Origin of the sequence: Pseudoalteromonas sp. CnMc7-15, from assembly GCF_022347925.1 — a bacterium.
Taxonomy (GTDB): Bacteria; Pseudomonadota; Gammaproteobacteria; order Enterobacterales; family Alteromonadaceae; genus Pseudoalteromonas; species Pseudoalteromonas ruthenica.
Window position 1 is genome coordinate 1 of record NZ_JAKRFT010000011.1, and the last position, 15,139, is coordinate 15,139.

Annotated in this window: 15 protein-coding genes; 5 read left to right on the forward strand and 10 right to left on the reverse strand. The window is 48.4% G+C overall.

What is annotated here, in order from left to right; genetic code table 11:
- Nucleotides 1–222: 222 nt before the first annotated feature.
- From MHM95_RS18360 to MHM95_RS18405, 10 genes are all read right to left on the reverse strand, one after another.
- The gene (locus MHM95_RS18360; RefSeq protein WP_151172252.1) at nt 223–1,056 is read right to left on the reverse strand and encodes a chemotaxis protein; all 834 of its coding nucleotides are present in this window, start codon (nt 1,054–1,056) and stop codon (nt 223–225) included.
- Between the two features lie 73 nt (nt 1,057–1,129).
- A complete protein-coding gene (locus tag MHM95_RS18365; RefSeq protein ID WP_138549038.1) occupies nt 1,130–2,212 on the reverse strand; it encodes an ABC transporter substrate-binding protein in 1,083 nt (360 codons plus the stop codon).
- 8 nt (nt 2,213–2,220) lie between these two features.
- Nucleotides 2,221–4,284, reverse strand: a complete 2,064-nt coding sequence (locus tag MHM95_RS18370) for a GNAT family N-acetyltransferase (RefSeq protein WP_239385974.1) — start codon at nt 4,282–4,284, stop codon at nt 2,221–2,223.
- Entirely contained in the window at nt 4,262–6,427 is a 2,166-nt protein-coding gene (gene uvrD / locus MHM95_RS18375) for a DNA helicase II (protein WP_239385975.1), read from the reverse strand. The genes MHM95_RS18370 and uvrD overlap by 23 nt, the downstream gene beginning before the upstream one ends.
- Before the next feature lie 142 nt (nt 6,428–6,569).
- Nucleotides 6,570–7,007, reverse strand: coding sequence for a GNAT family N-acetyltransferase (locus MHM95_RS18380; RefSeq protein WP_239385976.1), 438 nt, complete (start codon nt 7,005–7,007; stop codon nt 6,570–6,572).
- Nucleotides 6,985–7,677: an HAD-IA family hydrolase gene (locus tag MHM95_RS18385; RefSeq protein ID WP_130144806.1), complete on the reverse strand. Its 693-nt coding sequence runs from the start codon at nt 7,675–7,677 to the stop codon at nt 6,985–6,987. The genes MHM95_RS18380 and MHM95_RS18385 overlap by 23 nt, the downstream gene beginning before the upstream one ends.
- 2 nt (nt 7,678–7,679) lie before the next feature.
- Entirely contained in the window at nt 7,680–8,612 is a 933-nt protein-coding gene (gene xerC, locus MHM95_RS18390) for a tyrosine recombinase XerC (RefSeq protein ID WP_275442115.1), read from the reverse strand.
- A complete protein-coding gene (locus MHM95_RS18395; protein WP_022943591.1) occupies nt 8,609–9,220 on the reverse strand; it encodes a DUF484 family protein in 612 nt (203 codons plus the stop codon). Before MHM95_RS18395 ends, xerC begins: the two co-directional genes overlap by 4 nt.
- Entirely contained in the window at nt 9,217–10,047 is an 831-nt protein-coding gene (gene dapF, locus MHM95_RS18400; protein ID WP_022943590.1) for a diaminopimelate epimerase, read from the reverse strand. Before dapF ends, MHM95_RS18395 begins: the two co-directional genes overlap by 4 nt.
- 66 nt (nt 10,048–10,113) lie before the next feature.
- On the reverse strand, nt 10,114–10,299 hold the full coding sequence (locus MHM95_RS18405; RefSeq protein ID WP_022943589.1) for a lipoprotein: 186 nt from the start codon (nt 10,297–10,299) through the stop codon (nt 10,114–10,116).
- Between the two features lie 146 nt (nt 10,300–10,445).
- On the opposite strand from MHM95_RS18405, the gene cyaY reads away from it, so the two are divergent.
- The 5 genes from cyaY to MHM95_RS18430 are packed head-to-tail and all read left to right on the forward strand — an operon-like array spanning nt 10,446 to nt 15,138.
- Entirely contained in the window at nt 10,446–10,766 is a 321-nt protein-coding gene (gene cyaY / locus MHM95_RS18410) for an iron donor protein CyaY (RefSeq protein ID WP_239385991.1), read from the forward strand.
- Complete coding sequence (locus MHM95_RS18415) at nt 10,767–11,426, forward strand: alpha/beta fold hydrolase (RefSeq protein WP_235420180.1); 660 nt, start codon at nt 10,767–10,769, stop codon at nt 11,424–11,426. It abuts the gene before it with no gap.
- A 22-nt stretch (nt 11,427–11,448) separates the two neighbouring features.
- Nucleotides 11,449–12,324, forward strand: a complete 876-nt coding sequence (locus MHM95_RS18420; protein WP_239385977.1) for a DUF2914 domain-containing protein — start codon at nt 11,449–11,451, stop codon at nt 12,322–12,324.
- An 18-nt stretch (nt 12,325–12,342) separates the two neighbouring features.
- Nucleotides 12,343–13,284 carry a hydroxymethylbilane synthase gene (gene hemC / locus MHM95_RS18425; RefSeq protein WP_045979489.1) on the forward strand — a complete coding sequence of 314 codons (942 nt, stop codon included), beginning with the start codon at nt 12,343–12,345 and terminating at the stop codon, nt 13,282–13,284.
- Between the two features lie 15 nt (nt 13,285–13,299).
- Nucleotides 13,300–15,138: a uroporphyrinogen-III synthase gene (locus MHM95_RS18430; RefSeq protein WP_239385978.1), complete on the forward strand. Its 1,839-nt coding sequence runs from the start codon at nt 13,300–13,302 to the stop codon at nt 15,136–15,138.
- The last annotated feature ends 1 nt before the right edge of the window (nt 15,139 follow it).

A 15,139-nucleotide genomic window follows, 5' to 3' on the forward strand; every position in this document is an offset into this window, starting at 1 on the left:
ACCCCATGCCGAACTCAGAAGTGAAACGGAACTGCGCCGATGATAGTGTGGGTTCGCCCATGTGAAAGTAGGTCATCACCAGGCTCCTAATTAGAGAGACCCGTTGCAGAAGTGCAGCGGGTTTTTTTATGCCTGTAGGCCAGGCTTCAGCCTTGCATCACCTAGTCAGGGTAAAACCCTGACCTACAACACAGCAACCTAGTCAGGATAAACCTTTACTGATTAGAATAATCCATATGCGGGCGTTTCTTCTGGACTGTGAGAAAGGTGTTCAGGCCTAAAAATAGCACTGGGCTCTATGATCACTGAGTGACTATCGCCGAGCTTTATTAATCCGGCCATCATATGTTTGGTTTCATTATCTATATTAAACCCAACCGACGTTAATTCACTTAGTGACTTAATATCATCTTGCTCGACACTGATGCTGTCTTCCACTCTGTCTATAAGCAAACCAATATAGGGGTTTAGACCATCTTTAGTGGTAAAAACGATGATAGGCTTATAGTTGTATAAGATCTGATCTTTGGCGGTTTCTAATAAGCGATTGAGGTGAGCAAAGCTGTGATGCTTTTCATAGCTCAATATTTCACGCCCTTGTTCTTGTGTGGCAGTGCGCACCAATTTAGCTTGCTCTAATAGACGCTGATGGCTGTCACTTAAGCGCTGTAGGATATCTTTTAGGTCACTGTCGTGGGCGTGCATATTTTGGTACCAGCGCACAAACTGACGAATATCATCGTCGTACTCGTTGGTCATGGCTTGGGTATTTTCTACGGCGTTCTCCAGCGCCGTAAACCACGTTTTATTTAATGTAATAAACTGGTCCAACTTATGCGCCAAGTTTGCATTACTCTGCTTCGTGGAGACACCATTGAGCATAATACCTAAATCGAATACCGGTGTTGGTATATCCATATAGTCTTTGACCCCGAGAAACGCTTTGTGCTCATTAGGAAGACTGGTGAGGTTATCGTCGTAACGCTCAGTGAGTAAGATATCAAGGATCTTTAAAGAGATGGTTTTAGCGCCAATACGAAAATTAACAAAGTCCATAAAAGTCTAAGAGTTGCCCGCAATCGTTATTCTAAAGCTTAGTCTAGATAGACTTTTTAACCAGCAAATACAGTTAATTAAGTGGAACGATGTAACTATTCTCACCAACGGGCTTTGAAAGCTTGAAGAGTGTTGCAAGCTGCGGATCTTGAGAGCTGATGAGTGCGCCATTTTGAGCAATGCAGGATGACATAGGGGCTTGCCTTTGCTGGCAGAATTCAGCAATCAGTGTCATCGCATAAGCATTTAAGTAACCTTCAAAATGTAAGCGATTGGCCTTACTCATGCCTGCGGCGGAGAAATCCCGCCGAAAGGCTTCACATAGGGGTTGCTGACACGTGTTAGGGTCCGCCACTACCTCTGTGACTATAGCTCGAGAGCTTTGCTTAAGGTGAGGCCGTAATGCACTTTCGGAAGTAAATGACATTGCCGCGAACCAAGGTTCTTGCCCTTGTTCTGCTGCGGTATTTATAAACTCAGCAACCGGAACGTAGGTTCCTATCAATACGATGGCATCAAGACGTAGAGGCAAAAGCTTCTTTAGCGCGATGGCTAAATCTTGTGTATTGCGCCGAAATCGTGCCGTTTGTTTAACAGCTAACCCTTTGCTGGCTAGTGCTTTTAGGGTGCTAGACCCTGCTTCGAGACCAAACTCATCAGCCTGAATAACTATCCCCACACTTTTTACACCTCGATCTTTAAAGTACTGGGCATGAGCCATAGCTTCATCGTCGTAGCTAGTACGCAGATTAATAACGTTGGATGTTTCTAGATTGCGCAGAAAAGCTGCTCCAGAGTAGGGAAATAATAGCGGGACTTGGTGTTTGGAAATTAAATCGACGATGGCTGCAGTAGTCGGTGTCCCCATATAGCCAAACAGGGCATCGACCTTTCTTTGTGTGATGAACTCATGGGTATTAGCCACAGTATTAATTGGCTCATAACCATCATCCAAGACCGTCAGGTTGATGATGGTATCACTGTGTCTATTATGATTATCAAAGTAGAGTTGGGCGCCAATCTTAAGTGCCTTACCAATTTCTTGTGCGGGGCCGGTGAGTGCACATGACATGCCCAAACTCAGAGATTGCTTTTGCTTCGTCGCCACGGGCATTGCAACGTCAAGGGTGAGCGAAAGCAGTAGAGCACTGAGCATGCTGATCCTTAGGTTAGTATTTGTGAAGCTAAAGCTATTAATACCTTATTAGTCTGCTTTTTGCTTTGCTGCAAATCAACCACCCGCTTATTTATACCTAAGGTATGCAAGATAAGCGCTTGGGCTTCATCGTCCACGTTGAACAGCAATGACCAATTACCTGCGATTGCGCGGTACAGGGCTCCGTAGCATAGGTTCAATGGTATCTCATTATTCACAAAGCGAGTTAGACAAAGCCTGTCCGCTTCGGTGAGTGGCCTTGTTGGCGCTTCTTTTAACAGCTGTAATGTTAACTTTGGTGCTATGTCATTAAAGCAGTGGCTTAGCAACAGTGGCATATCTTGGCACCAGCTCTGACTCAGAGTCGCAACACTCGAAGCACCGAGGGTATTGAGACTTTTAACCATCAAGGCACTGTGTTCGCCACTGACATGGTCGCGTTTACTACCTAGTTTGATAGTGCGATAGTTGGCCGATTGCCAAAACGCAAGCAGCGCTGCATGCGCGCCAAAGCTAGTACCAATAACCGCTACCTGCGACTGCCGTAAGTCCCCCTCAATAAAGGACAACAATAAATGACCCAACCCTTGATGGTGCAGCTCGGGCACAATGGCGATGCGCACTATGCGTGCATAACTTAATTGTCCGAGCTGTGCGTCACCGGACATATTAATCATACTTTGCGCTAATAGATGGCCTTGAGGGCGGCGCTGGCCGATGGCGATTGAGCTTGATATATCCTCGTCTAATTCCCCCTCCATGCTGACAAGGGCCACGCCAATAATCTTGGCGCCATCCCGGCAGATATAAAGGTGTTGTGACGGCGCATCAAGCAGTTGCCGCAAATCGTTGGCGGACGTCTGGTAGTGAGCGAGTACCAATAAGGAAAAGCATTGCTCCAGTAAGGCGGCATCAGTCAGCAAGCTATGGGCTGGCACTTTAAGCAGCTCCACCTCGCTGTTGTCCACCCTTTGTGCGGGCACCGGTGTGCGCATATCCAGTAACAGCAGCCGGTTGATGCTTTGCTCTAGTGGATCGCCGTTAGCAAAACGTATGGGAGTAACCATATTGAAGGTGCGGTGATTCTTATAGGCTTTTTTCAAGAAGTCCAAAAATCGCAATGTATAGCCGCGACCGCTGCCTTCATAGCCGGCCATGGTGCTGGCAAAAACAACCCGAGGATAAAGAGTTAAGAGTTGCTTTAGTATCGGAATGGGTATGGTGGCCGCTTCATCAACAAATAACACGTCACATTGCGGCTGCTCACTGATTAATTTATCCGGCGGCATAAATCGTACGTTAGCCAGTTGATTGCCGTTGTCTGCATCGAGTTGTGTCTGCTCTGCTAAGTGCTTAAAAGCGCTGTCGAGGGAGCGGCGCTGAATGGCACAGAGGATGATATCTTTGTCAGGCAGTTTCGCGGCACTTATGCCAAGTGCAGCTGATTTCCCACGACCTCGATCAGCGCTGAGCACCAAAGGCCGATTGGCACGCCCTGTGGCTGTTTTGATGATCATCGCTATAGCTTGCTCTTGCTCGCTGTAGTCCTGAGAACTTGCGGTCGTGTAAGTTAGCGATTGATAAGTAAGTGCTTGATGAGTATGCGCTGATTGACAGAGGCTAAGTGGCTTACAGTCGACTAATTGTTGCTCAAACCAGCGCCAAAACAAGCAACTCTCGGGTTGAGGGTGGCCATAAGGCAGAATTTTATTGATACCAGGGTCGACAAAGTCGTGGGTATTTTCTGGCAGCATAACGACCATCAGGCCCCCGGCTTTAACAGTGCCAGCGGCTGCGGCTACCTTATCGGCATAAAAGCCGCTGTAGCAATCGTAGGCAACAAAGCTATGCTCTTGTCCAAGAATTTGATGCAGATGCTCCGGCCATTGGTTATCAACACAGTGGTTAGATTTACTTAAAGTGAACCAGTCGCTGTCGGTATCCTGTTGCAAATATTGCAGTTGCTGTGTGCACCATGACGGCTCACCCCGCAGCAGCAGCAGTTGTCGCCAACGCCGCTGGGTTAAGCCACTCAGTAACGAGGCTAGCTCAGATTGCTTGTAAGCGCGCATAAGCGGTGACCAACCATTTGCTACCAACATCGTCGAAGTTTACTTGTACCCGTGATTGCGGGCCAGCTCCTTCGTAGTTAAGCACGGTACCCTCACCAAACTTAGCATGGATAACTCGCTGGCCGAGACTAAAGCCGCTTTCGGCAAACGCTGCTTGAGTCAATGAAGGGCTAAAGCGGTTAGCTTGTTGTGGCGCTGAGATTTTTGTTTTAACGCGGATCTCCTCTACACAGTCTTCCGGCATTTCTCGTAGGAACCGTGACGGGCTGTGATACTTTTCTTGGCCATATAAGCGCCGGCTTTCAGCGTGGGTAATATAGAGTTTATCCATGGCTCGGGTCATGCCCACATAACATAGACGGCGCTCTTCTTCTAAGCGACCACTTTCCTCTTGGCTTTGTTGTGATGGGAACATGCCTTCCTCTACGCCGACCATAAATACCAGTGGAAACTCTAAGCCTTTGGCAGAGTGCAGAGTCATCATTTGCACAGCGTCTTCGTGCTCTTCGGCTTGACCCTCTCCGGCCTCTAAAGAGGTATAGGCTAAAAAGCCTTGCAGTGGTGAGGAAAACTCTTCATCAACAGGTAATTCATACTGCTCGCAAGCGTTAATAAGCTCTTCTAAGTTTTCCACGCGAGCACGGCCTTTTTCGCCTTTTTCGGCCTGATACATGGCCATCAAACCGGTATTCTCTATGGTGTATTTTGCCTGCTCTGCGAGGGTCAACTCAGCAATACGCTGCTCCACCCCCTCAACCAACTCAATAAAGCGATTAACTGCCGTGGCGGCGCGACCAGACAAATGTTTCTGCTCTAAGATAGCCTTGGCGGCATACCATAACGGCAGCGACTCGGCTCGGGCACAGTCACGAATATGACTGAGCGTCTTATCGCCAATGCCTCGAGTTGGGGTGTTGATCACACGCTCAAAGGCGGCATCATCTTGACGATTACTCACCAGGCGCAAATAACATAATGCATCTTTGATTTCTTGGCGCTCGAAGAAGCGCATGCCGCCATAAATACGGTACTTTAACCCCTCTTGTAACAAGGCTTCCTCTAAGACTCGAGATTGCGCATTGTTACGGTAAAGAATTGCGGTATCGGTTAGCGCATTGCCTGCATCCATCCAAGTTTTTATTTTGCCAACAATAAAGCGCGCTTCATCTAGCTCATTAAAAGCAGCATAAATGGAAATAGGCTCGCCTTGATTGCCGTCGGTCCACAGATTTTTACCCATGCGTTCTGCGTTATTCTCAATCAGAGAGTTCGCTGCTTTCAAGATGGTAGCAGTCGAACGGTAATTTTGTTCAAGACGAATGGTTTCGGCGTCGAAGTCGTCCAAGAAGCGTTTGATATTCTCGATACGGGCACCACGCCAGCCGTAGATACTTTGATCATCATCGCCGACAATCATCATGCTGTTGGTATCGCCTGCGATCAGTGCTAGCCAGCGGTACTGAATGGTATTGGTATCTTGAAACTCATCCACCAGAATATGCGCAAAGCGCTGTTGATAATGGCGCAGCAGTGTTGGATTTTGCTGCAGTACCTCGTAGCAACGCAACAGTATTTCTGCAAAATCGACCAGTCCGGCGCGATCGCAAGCCTCTTGGTAAGCTGAATAGACGCGCAGCAATAGCTGCTCGTTGACATCATAGGCTTGAATGTCACCCGGGCGCAGGCCCTCATCTTTTTTGGCGCTGATATACCACGCAAGGTGTTTGGCTGGCCACTTCTTCTCATCAATATTCATGGCCTTGAGTAAGCGGCGGATCATTCGCTGTTGATCATCGCTATCAAGAATTTGAAAAGACTCAGGTAGCTTGGCTTCGCGGTGATGGGCGCGCAAAATACGGTGTGCCAAGCCGTGGAATGTGCCTACCCACATGCCGCCAACAGAGCCTTGAATGGTCTGCTCGACACGAGCACGCATCTCTTTTGCGGCTTTGTTGGTAAAGGTTACGGCGAAGATGCTAAAAGGCGAGGCTCCTTCAACTTGAGTAAGCCAAGCGATGCGGTGCACCAAGACTCGGGTTTTGCCCGAGCCAGCTCCTGCTAATACCAGCATATTTTGCAACGGCGCTGCTACCGCCTCGCGTTGCTTGTCGTTTAAGCCATCAAGTAATTCAGATACATCCATCGCCGCATTCCACCTGTCATAATTGCCACCAGTATAACAAGAGTTCCAGCTTGGCTAAATAGAATACTGTTTTTATAACCAGTGCGCTGTCTCTTTGTCATTCGCTATGGTTTTGCAGGCCCGACACTGGCACTTGATGGCTTTATAGCAGCTTGCTAAATACAATCTTAGTATCGGCATCAATTTGGCTGTTGGCAGTGAGTTGTAAGTACTGATATTTCGCCAACATGGCACGCATAGCGCTAAAGCACAGCATGCTCTTAACTTGAATTTCTTGATAGCCATGGGCTTTGGCCCAGCGCTCTTGATATTGCAGCAGCGCTCTGGCTACCCCTTGAGAGCGATAACTGGGCACCACACCGCCAAGCCAGCTATAAAAACATTGTGGTGACAACGCAAAGCCCAGTTTAAAACCGATAATATGATGTTGCTGATAAGCCACGAGAGCAAGGAAAGGAGCCGCTGCGATTTTTCGCTCATAGCGAGCCAGGCTGGCACCAGTGGCAAGCTCTGGAATACAACGCTGAGCTGTTAAACACTCGGACAAACTAACCGGTTTAAGTGAGAATCTCGAGCTCATGGATATCGCTAATCTCCATATCCGCTAGCCCCTTGTACTGGTAGCTAATCGCTTGGTTATTCAGCCATACACTCTTGCAACCAGCATTATTGGCGCCTTGTACATCAGTGTCTAAGCTATCGCCGATATGGATTATTTGCTGCGGTGTGACTGCCATTGCCTGCGCTGCTTTGTGGTAAAGGTCGCTATAGGGTTTAGCACGACCGTCCGGGCCGGCCATAAACACGGCATCAAACTGGCCATGAAGGTTAAAGCGGGTGACATCGACATTGCCGTTGGTGATGGCTATCAGGCGAAAGCGTTGGCGCAAAGTGTCCAATAATGCCAGCACACTGTCGGCAACAACAATGTCACTGCGGGCCTCGGCAAACGCCCGATAGGCATGTTCAGCATGGCTGTTATCAACACCCATGTGATTCATGGCGTGAGTAAGTGCCTGCTTACGTAGGGCGGTAACATCATGCGCTAATGCTGGCTGCTGCATTAACGCCTGCTCGCGACAGTATTGCCAAAAATCAGCTTCTTGCTCGCGCCATTGCGGCAATGTTTGTAAGTAATCATGTTGCGCCTGCAGTGCAGCCTTAATAACCGGATGATTGTTATACAGCGTGTCATCCAAATCAAAACTGAGCACTTTGGCTTGCTCTAAGGCGCGATTGAATCGAATCATAGTTACTTCTGTTTTTTGGCTCTAGGGTGGGTATTATCATACACCTTGGCAAGGTGTTGAAAGTCCAAATGGGTATAAACCTGAGTGGCGGACAAGCTGCTGTGTCCAAGCAACTCTTGCACCGCGCGCAAATCACCACTGGACTCAAGTACATGCGAAGCAAAAGAGTGGCGTAGTTTGTGTGGATGTACCTGGACACTAATCCCTTGTTTGACACCCCATTCACGCATGCGCTCACGTACGTGACGAGCAGAAATGCGCAACTTGCGCTGTGATAAAAATAGCGCATCAGAGTCTTGGCCGATCAGCGCTGGGCGTATTTTTAGCCACGAGTTTAATGCGCTAATGGCTTGGCGGCCCACAGGAACAATACGCTCTTTACGGCCTTTACCTAGGACCCGAACTTCTCCGCCACGCACGTCTATATCGGTTACATTTAAGCTCACCAGTTCGCTGATCCGCAAACCACTGGAATACATCAGCTCCATCATGGCTTTATCACGAACTGCCAGAGGATCATCATCATCAATATCCAACAATTGATGCATTTGGTCTACATCTAAGTTACGAGGCAGGGGCTTATCGAATTTTGGCCCTTTTACGTACTGCGCCGGGTTGTCGTGGTGCTGGTGGTAAAGCTTCAAATAGCGAAAAAAAGCCCGCAGACAACTTAATTTTAAACTGACGGTACGTGCACTTAGGCCTCGTGCTCGCAATGACATGGCGAACCGGCGAATATCATCAGCGCTTAAGGTCAGCCAACCATCACGCTCTTCATGATAATACCTCGCCACTTCAAGAAGTTGTCGTTGATATTGTTCTAAGGTGAGTGGCGAATATTGTTTTTCAAAACGAAGATAATCACTGTACGACTGGACAGGTGTGGCCCAAGTGTCAGCCATGGTCGAAAATGTTAGCGCCTGCGACTCGCTCATGAACTGGTAGCAAGACGCTCTTGTAATGCTTTCACAAACTCGAAGATAAAAAAGCTGTCCTGCGCGGGCTCAAAATGCAGTTCATCTTCGCTGGCAAACGCGAGCAATGCTAAGGGCGCATCCGGCTCACCAATTAAGTACAATGCCGCGCTCTTGCAGGTATGATTAAAGATCAATGCCTGCTCTTGCTCCGAGAGACGTCCTAGATAATGGCCTTGTGCGTGTAAACGGCTATTTATTAGCGGTTGCAGAGCGTCATTGTACTGAACCAACTTGCACTCGTTAAGCTGCAGTTGCTCGCAAATAAGTTGCTCTAGGCTACTGGCAAGCTCGACAAATTCACAGTCACTCATAAGCTGGCGATGACAGGCACTGAATACTTGGTAAACCTGTTCATTTTGCTTCGCTTGACTTACAAGTTGTTGTAATTGTTCTTGAAGAGCAAGGTTTTGCTCTCTTAATAGCTGCTGCTGGCGCAGTTGTAAGGAAGCGACGCTCTCATGCTGAGAGCCAAAGTTCATACAAGCAAACACGCCCGGATTTTCTAAAAAGAAGTCTGGGTTCTGTTGTAGGTATTCACTGACTTGCTGTGTAGTTAATTCGCTCATAAGGCTATTTGTCCGTCAAAAACATGCTCTGCGGGACCCGTCATCTTGACTGGATGACCTTCACCTTGCCACCGTATTTGCAAAGCTCCGCCTGGTAGGTCGACCTTGACGTTGCGCCCAAGCTTGCTTTGCAACTGGCCGACAACGGCGGCTGCACATGCACCGCTGCCACAGGCTAAGGTTTCACCTGCGCCACGCTCCCACACTCTGAGTTTAATATGAGACTCGTCAATAATCTGCATAAAACCGACATTGGCACGCTTTGGAAAGCGTTCATGCTGCTCAACAGCTGGACCTAGGGTGTGCACCTCGGCGGCAGTAATGTCTTCAACCTCGATCACACAGTGTGGATTACCCATCGATGCGGCGCCCATAAATAATGTATGTTCTTGGTGGCGAAGAATATAGGTTAGCTCACGCTTATTGGCTTGCAGCGGTATATCTTTGGGCTCTAATATTGGCTGCCCCATATTGACCGTCACTTGCCCGTCTTTTTCAATATACAGCGTCATATTGCCGCCTTTAGTGGAAACGGTGATTTTATGACGATTAGTGAGTCCCTTCATACGTACGAAGCGAGCAAAACAACGTGCGCCGTTACCGCATTGTTCAACCTCGTTGCCATCGGCGTTAAAAATGCGGTAATGAAAGTCTAAATCCGGTGAATAAGGTGCTTCCACCATCAGCAGCTGGTCAAAGCCAACGCCAAAATGGCGATCCGCCAAGCGCTTGATCTGGTCTCGGGAGAGAAAAATATTTTGGGTAACATTGTCCACGACCATAAAGTCATTACCCAAACCATGCATCTTTGAAAAGTTAACTAACATAACGCTTTATAATCGCTCACTCTATGCTGTTACTATGCCTACAAAGTTGCGCCAAGGCCATTGCTTTTACTGCTGTGGCGACGGCTCTGCGTTATCGTTTGCGGTTTCCTTGGCATTTAGCGGTGTTTCTGCTTGTTGGTTATCTACTTGTTCTTGTTGTGGCAAATAGAGGGCGCCGCTTTGACCACACGCACTGAGAAGCGTTAAGCTGGAGGCTGCAAGGATACGAAGCAAACGATGACTTTTGTACATAGCGATTCGATAGATAATTAATATGACTCGTTTTATAATCGCAGAGTAACAGAAAATACAAAAAATGTAGTCGTTGCTGTTGAATTATTTCCCATCGAACGTTACTGCGAGCATATAGGAGCGCAGCCACAATGAGCGAAACCACCATGACCGATACCGAATACCATCAGTTAGCCGATGCCTTGATGCTAACAATAGAAGAGCAGATAGACGATATTGATGCGGATTTAGATTATGAGTCTGCAGCTGGCATATTAGAAATTATCTTTGCTGATCGCAGCAAAATCGTCATTAATAAACAAGCGCCATTACATCAAGTTTGGGTCGCTACTAAGTTTAACGGACACCATTTTGAACTACGCGGCGATATTTGGATTGATAACCGCTCTGGTGCGGAATTTTGGCAGTTTATGTGTGATGCGGCGAGTAAACAAGCGGGTGTTGAAATCCGCTGGGAGCATGATTAAGTGAGTAGCTTTGACGGCGTGAGTGTGTTTGATGCGCCAGAGCACAAATGTACAGTTATCTGGCTTCACGGTTTAGGCGATTCTGGTGAAGGGTTTGCACCTGTTGCTGCACACTTAAACCTACCAGCCGAGCTCGGGGTCAAGTTCCTCTTCCCACACGCCCCGGTGCAAGCGGTGACCATCAATGGTGGTATGGAAATGCGGGCTTGGTACGACATCAAATCTCTTGATCTAGATAAACGTGCAGATGCCCAAGGTGTGCAACAATCGGCGCAAAGTATCAGTGCATTAATAGACGAGCAGATAGCGGCCGGGATCCCTGCGGATAAAATTATTTTAGCTGGCTTCTCTCAAGGGGGAGTTATCGCCTTACACTTAGCGCCGCGTTACCATCATAAGCTGGCCGGTGTTATGGCGCTATCAACCTATATGTCTGAGCCTGAGCGCTTAACGGATGAGGCCCGCCATCGCGATCTTAATATTTTCATGGCTCATGGCGATTTTGACAATGTGGTGCCTTTAGAAGCAGGTAAACAAGCCTATACTTACCTGCAAAATGAAGGCATGAACGTATCTTGGCAATCTTACGCTATGGCCCACCAAGTCTGTGATGCCGAGCTGCATGCTATTCGACAATGGCTGCTTGAGCGACTAAGTTAATAATGATTCAGGAACAACGGTAATGGGACAAAAAATCGTGATCACAGCGAATATGAATAACAAGACTCAACGTATTGAGCGCAAGGAAGTGCAATATCAATGGCATTGGCGCCGCATCGTTGGTGCTGCAACGCTTGGTTTGTGTTCTGTGGCTGCGATTTGGTACCTAGCATTTACGCCTGCCAACGCCGAGCAGGGCGAGGTGAATACGGCCTCTTCCGATGGTATACAGAGTCAGGCTGAAGCGCCCAATGAAAGTGCGCAAGAGGTCACGGTTGCAAAAGCAGCACCCGTCGCGTTAGCTGCGCAGGCACCAGTGCAACCGAGCCAGCCCCACAAAGAAGATGAAGTAGAGGCTGACTCAAAGAGCGCCATGATGGAGTCTGAGCAAACGCTGGTGGCACAAGTGAGTACCAATGAAACAAGCACTGTTGAGAGCTCCACGTCCGCGCCCTCAACTGAGGCACAGGCGAATGACACGGCAGTAGATGCGCCTGCGCCCGAGAGTGAGTTTAATACTGAGGCTAAAGTAGCAAGCTTGTCTCAAGGCACCAAAATTGACACCGACAAGGTAAGCCGAGCGGTGCTCACAACCGCTGTGCAAGACCGTGAACCGATTAACTCTCTTGGCCAAGAAGTAAAAACCAGTGACTTCCAGCAACAGCTGTTTTTCTTCACCGAATTACATGGTTTACAAGGACAAAAAGTAAAGCATGTGTGGTACTTTAATGACCAAACTATGGCCAACGTTGAGCTCGGTGTTCATACCACTCGTTACCGTACCTTCTCGTCTAAGAACATCATGCCAAGCCAGCTCGGCACATGGCGAGTAGAGCTGAGAGACGAAAATAATAAACTATTGGCTACCCGAGCATTTCGCTTGGTTGGCTCACGATAAATTCGAAGTAGGAATTTCATGACCAATTCGACCGCGCGAGTGCGTATTGCTACTCGCAAAAGCGCCTTAGCGCTATGGCAAGCTGAGTTTGTAAAAGCGCAACTAGAGCGTCATCACAGGGGTATTACCGTAGAGCTCGTCACCATGACCACCAAGGGTGACATTATTCTTGATACGCCACTGGCAAAAGTGGGTGGAAAAGGCTTGTTTGTTAAAGAGCTTGAGCAAGCGATGCTGGATGGTCGCGCTGATATCGCTGTGCATTCAATGAAAGATGTCCCGGTAGAGTTTCCCGAGGGTCTCGAGTTACACACCATCTGCGAGCGTGAAGACCCTCGTGACGCCTTTGTTTCGAATACGTTTGATAACATTGATAGCTTGCCTGCAGGTGCTGTGGTCGGCACGTCCAGCCTACGCCGGCAGTGCCAACTTAAAGAGCAGCGCCCAGATTTAGAGGTGCGTGATTTACGAGGTAATGTGAACACCCGCTTGGCAAAACTAGATGATGGTCAATATGACGCCATTATTCTTGCTGCGGCCGGTTTAATACGGTTGCACATGCCCGAGCGTATTCGCAGTTATATCAGTGCTGAGCAATCACTCCCTGCCAATGGCCAAGGGGCTGTGGGTATCGAGTGTCGCAGTGATGATATGGCGATTAAGGCATTGCTAGCACCGCTGGAGCATCGCGAAACCCGGATTAGAGTTGATGCCGAGCGAGCGATGAATCGTCGACTTCAGGGAGGCTGCCAGGTACCAATAGGAGCCTATGCCGAGCTCAACGAAGATCACGTTTATTTACGTGGTTTAGTGGGTTCGGTGGATGGTCAGCAAATTTTACGAGCTGAGATCTCCGGTCCCGCTTCTGAAGCTGAGCAGCTTGGTATTTCGCTAGCGGATGACCTGTTAGCGCAAGGGGCGGGAAGTATTCTTGCCGAAGTATATGGCGAACTAAAATAATACGGATTTATTACTATGGCGCATATTGTGGTCACCCGCCCTCAAGGCAAAGGAGAAGCACTCGCTGAGCTGTTGATTGCTGCAGGTCATCGCGTCAGTACCACACCTGTGCTGCAGATTGACTATCTCTCAGTCGACGCAAATCAGCTGGCTACCCTCGATGAGGCTGATATCGCTATTTTTGTGTCGCAAGATGCTGTGCAAGGATTGTATCAACAGCGCGATACCTTACCCGCCAATTTGGCTTGCTTTGCGGTTGGACCCACGACCGCTCAAGCCCTTGAACAGCAATTCTTATGTAATGCCAAGGTGCCAAAAAAACAGCATGACTCTGAAGGGTTATTGAGATTACCCGAGCTGCAGAAGGTTGAAGGCAAAACAGTCGTGTTAATCAAAGGTCGAGGTGGGCGCACTTTGATTGCCAAAACGCTGAAAGACCGAGGTGCTTTTGTTAACTCACTGGTGACTTACGAGCGCAAAGCTGTCAATGGTAGCAGCAAGGCATGGTTACAGCAGTGGCAGCAGCAGGGTGTTGAGGCGTTGGTAATCACCAGTAACAGTGGTGCAGATGCTATTTTTGCTTGCCAAGATGAAAGCCTGTTACAGTGGCTTAAATCAAGGCAATTTTATATTGTAAGTGAGCGCACTAAGGCGCACCTAGTGAAGCTTGGGGTGAAAGGCGAGCACATTAAGGTTGCAGCCGATGTCGACAACGAGGCCATTGCCGCATGTATTGGTGCCGAGCAGGAAGGAAACATGAGCGAACAACCAAAAAACACACCAAAGAGTGAGCCTGCGCCAAGCGCAACACAACCTAAAGCAGTACCATCACAGAGTAAACCAATGACACAAAAAATAAGTAAAACAGCCGTTCTAGCGTTGCTGGTGGCATTGGCTGCGGCTGGGGTAACTGGATATCAATATTGGTTACAACAGCAGGCGCAAGACCAAGAACAGAACCAACTACAACAGCATTTAGAGCAGCTACAAAGCGATAATCAAGCGCTCAACCAACGCCTCGAAGCATTGGCCAACGCTCTGCAACAACAGCAACATAGTGCTCAGCAATGGCAACGACGGTTTAGTGATAGAGTTAATGGTGAGCTAAGTGCTAATCAACGTGCCGTAGCTGGGCAAATAGAGCAAGCCATTGATGGCTTGAACAATCAGGAGCAACCGCCGTTAGACATCAACGAAGTGAAGCGCTTGGTCGCCATGGCTGATTTTCAACTTTGGTCGGAAGCAAACTACGCAGGCGCTGCAGCAACGCTGAAGCGACTCGATGCATTACTGGCAAGTTATCCTGGCAATGCCCAATTAAGACGCGCTATTCACACTGATTTACAGCAGCTGGCCAGCATCGAAGTGGCCGATGTTGAAGCGGTGGTGCTTCGACTTCACGGCCTTGGTGGTCAGGTCGATAAGTTACAATTTAATATGGTTGAATTGGCGCCTACCGAAAACAATGGCGAGCAATCACAGGCATTGTCGGACAATGTATCTGATTGGCGACGCAATTTAGCTGCAACCTGGGATAAGCTGGTGGATGATTTTATAAAAGTGCGCAAGCGCGAGGCCGCTATAGAGCCATTATTAGATAACCAGCAGCAGCGACTTATTAAACAGCGACTTCACTTTTATCTCGATCAGGCAGGCTTTGCCGCTAGCCATAAACATCCCAAGTTGTATACACAAGCTCTGCAAAGTGCCGCCGAGATTGTCACGCGTTACTTTAACCTGCAACAACCGCAGACCAGCCAGTTTTTGGGTCAGCTTAAACAGCTACAATTAAAAACCTTGGTTCCTCAGCAGCCAGTTACGCTCAGCTCTGTTCAGGTTGTGGGGGAATCTTAAT

What these genes read in the sequence shown, in the direction of transcription:
- MHM95_RS18360 (WP_151172252.1), bottom strand. Translation starts at nt 1,056, where the DNA reads ATGGACTTTGTTAATTTTCGTATTGGCGCTAAAACCATCTCTTTAAAG.
- MHM95_RS18365 (WP_138549038.1), bottom strand. Translation starts at nt 2,212, where the DNA reads ATGCTCAGTGCTCTACTGCTTTCGCTCACCCTTGACGTTGCAATGCCC.
- MHM95_RS18370 (WP_239385974.1), bottom strand. Translation starts at nt 4,284, where the DNA reads ATGCGCGCTTACAAGCAATCTGAGCTAGCCTCGTTACTGAGTGGCTTA.
- uvrD (WP_239385975.1), bottom strand. Translation starts at nt 6,427, where the DNA reads ATGGATGTATCTGAATTACTTGATGGCTTAAACGACAAGCAACGCGAG.
- MHM95_RS18380 (WP_239385976.1), bottom strand. Translation starts at nt 7,007, where the DNA reads ATGAGCTCGAGATTCTCACTTAAACCGGTTAGTTTGTCCGAGTGTTTA.
- MHM95_RS18385 (WP_130144806.1), bottom strand. Translation starts at nt 7,677, where the DNA reads ATGATTCGATTCAATCGCGCCTTAGAGCAAGCCAAAGTGCTCAGTTTT.
- xerC (WP_275442115.1), bottom strand. Translation starts at nt 8,612, where the DNA reads ATGAGCGAGTCGCAGGCGCTAACATTTTCGACCATGGCTGACACTTGG.
- MHM95_RS18395 (WP_022943591.1), bottom strand. Translation starts at nt 9,220, where the DNA reads ATGAGCGAATTAACTACACAGCAAGTCAGTGAATACCTACAACAGAAC.
- dapF (WP_022943590.1), bottom strand. Translation starts at nt 10,047, where the DNA reads ATGTTAGTTAACTTTTCAAAGATGCATGGTTTGGGTAATGACTTTATG.
- MHM95_RS18405 (WP_022943589.1), bottom strand. Translation starts at nt 10,299, where the DNA reads ATGTACAAAAGTCATCGTTTGCTTCGTATCCTTGCAGCCTCCAGCTTA.
- cyaY (WP_239385991.1), top strand. Translation starts at nt 10,446, where the DNA reads ATGACCGATACCGAATACCATCAGTTAGCCGATGCCTTGATGCTAACA.
- MHM95_RS18420 (WP_239385977.1), top strand. Translation starts at nt 11,449, where the DNA reads ATGGGACAAAAAATCGTGATCACAGCGAATATGAATAACAAGACTCAA.
- hemC (WP_045979489.1), top strand. Translation starts at nt 12,343, where the DNA reads ATGACCAATTCGACCGCGCGAGTGCGTATTGCTACTCGCAAAAGCGCC.
- MHM95_RS18430 (WP_239385978.1), top strand. Translation starts at nt 13,300, where the DNA reads ATGGCGCATATTGTGGTCACCCGCCCTCAAGGCAAAGGAGAAGCACTC.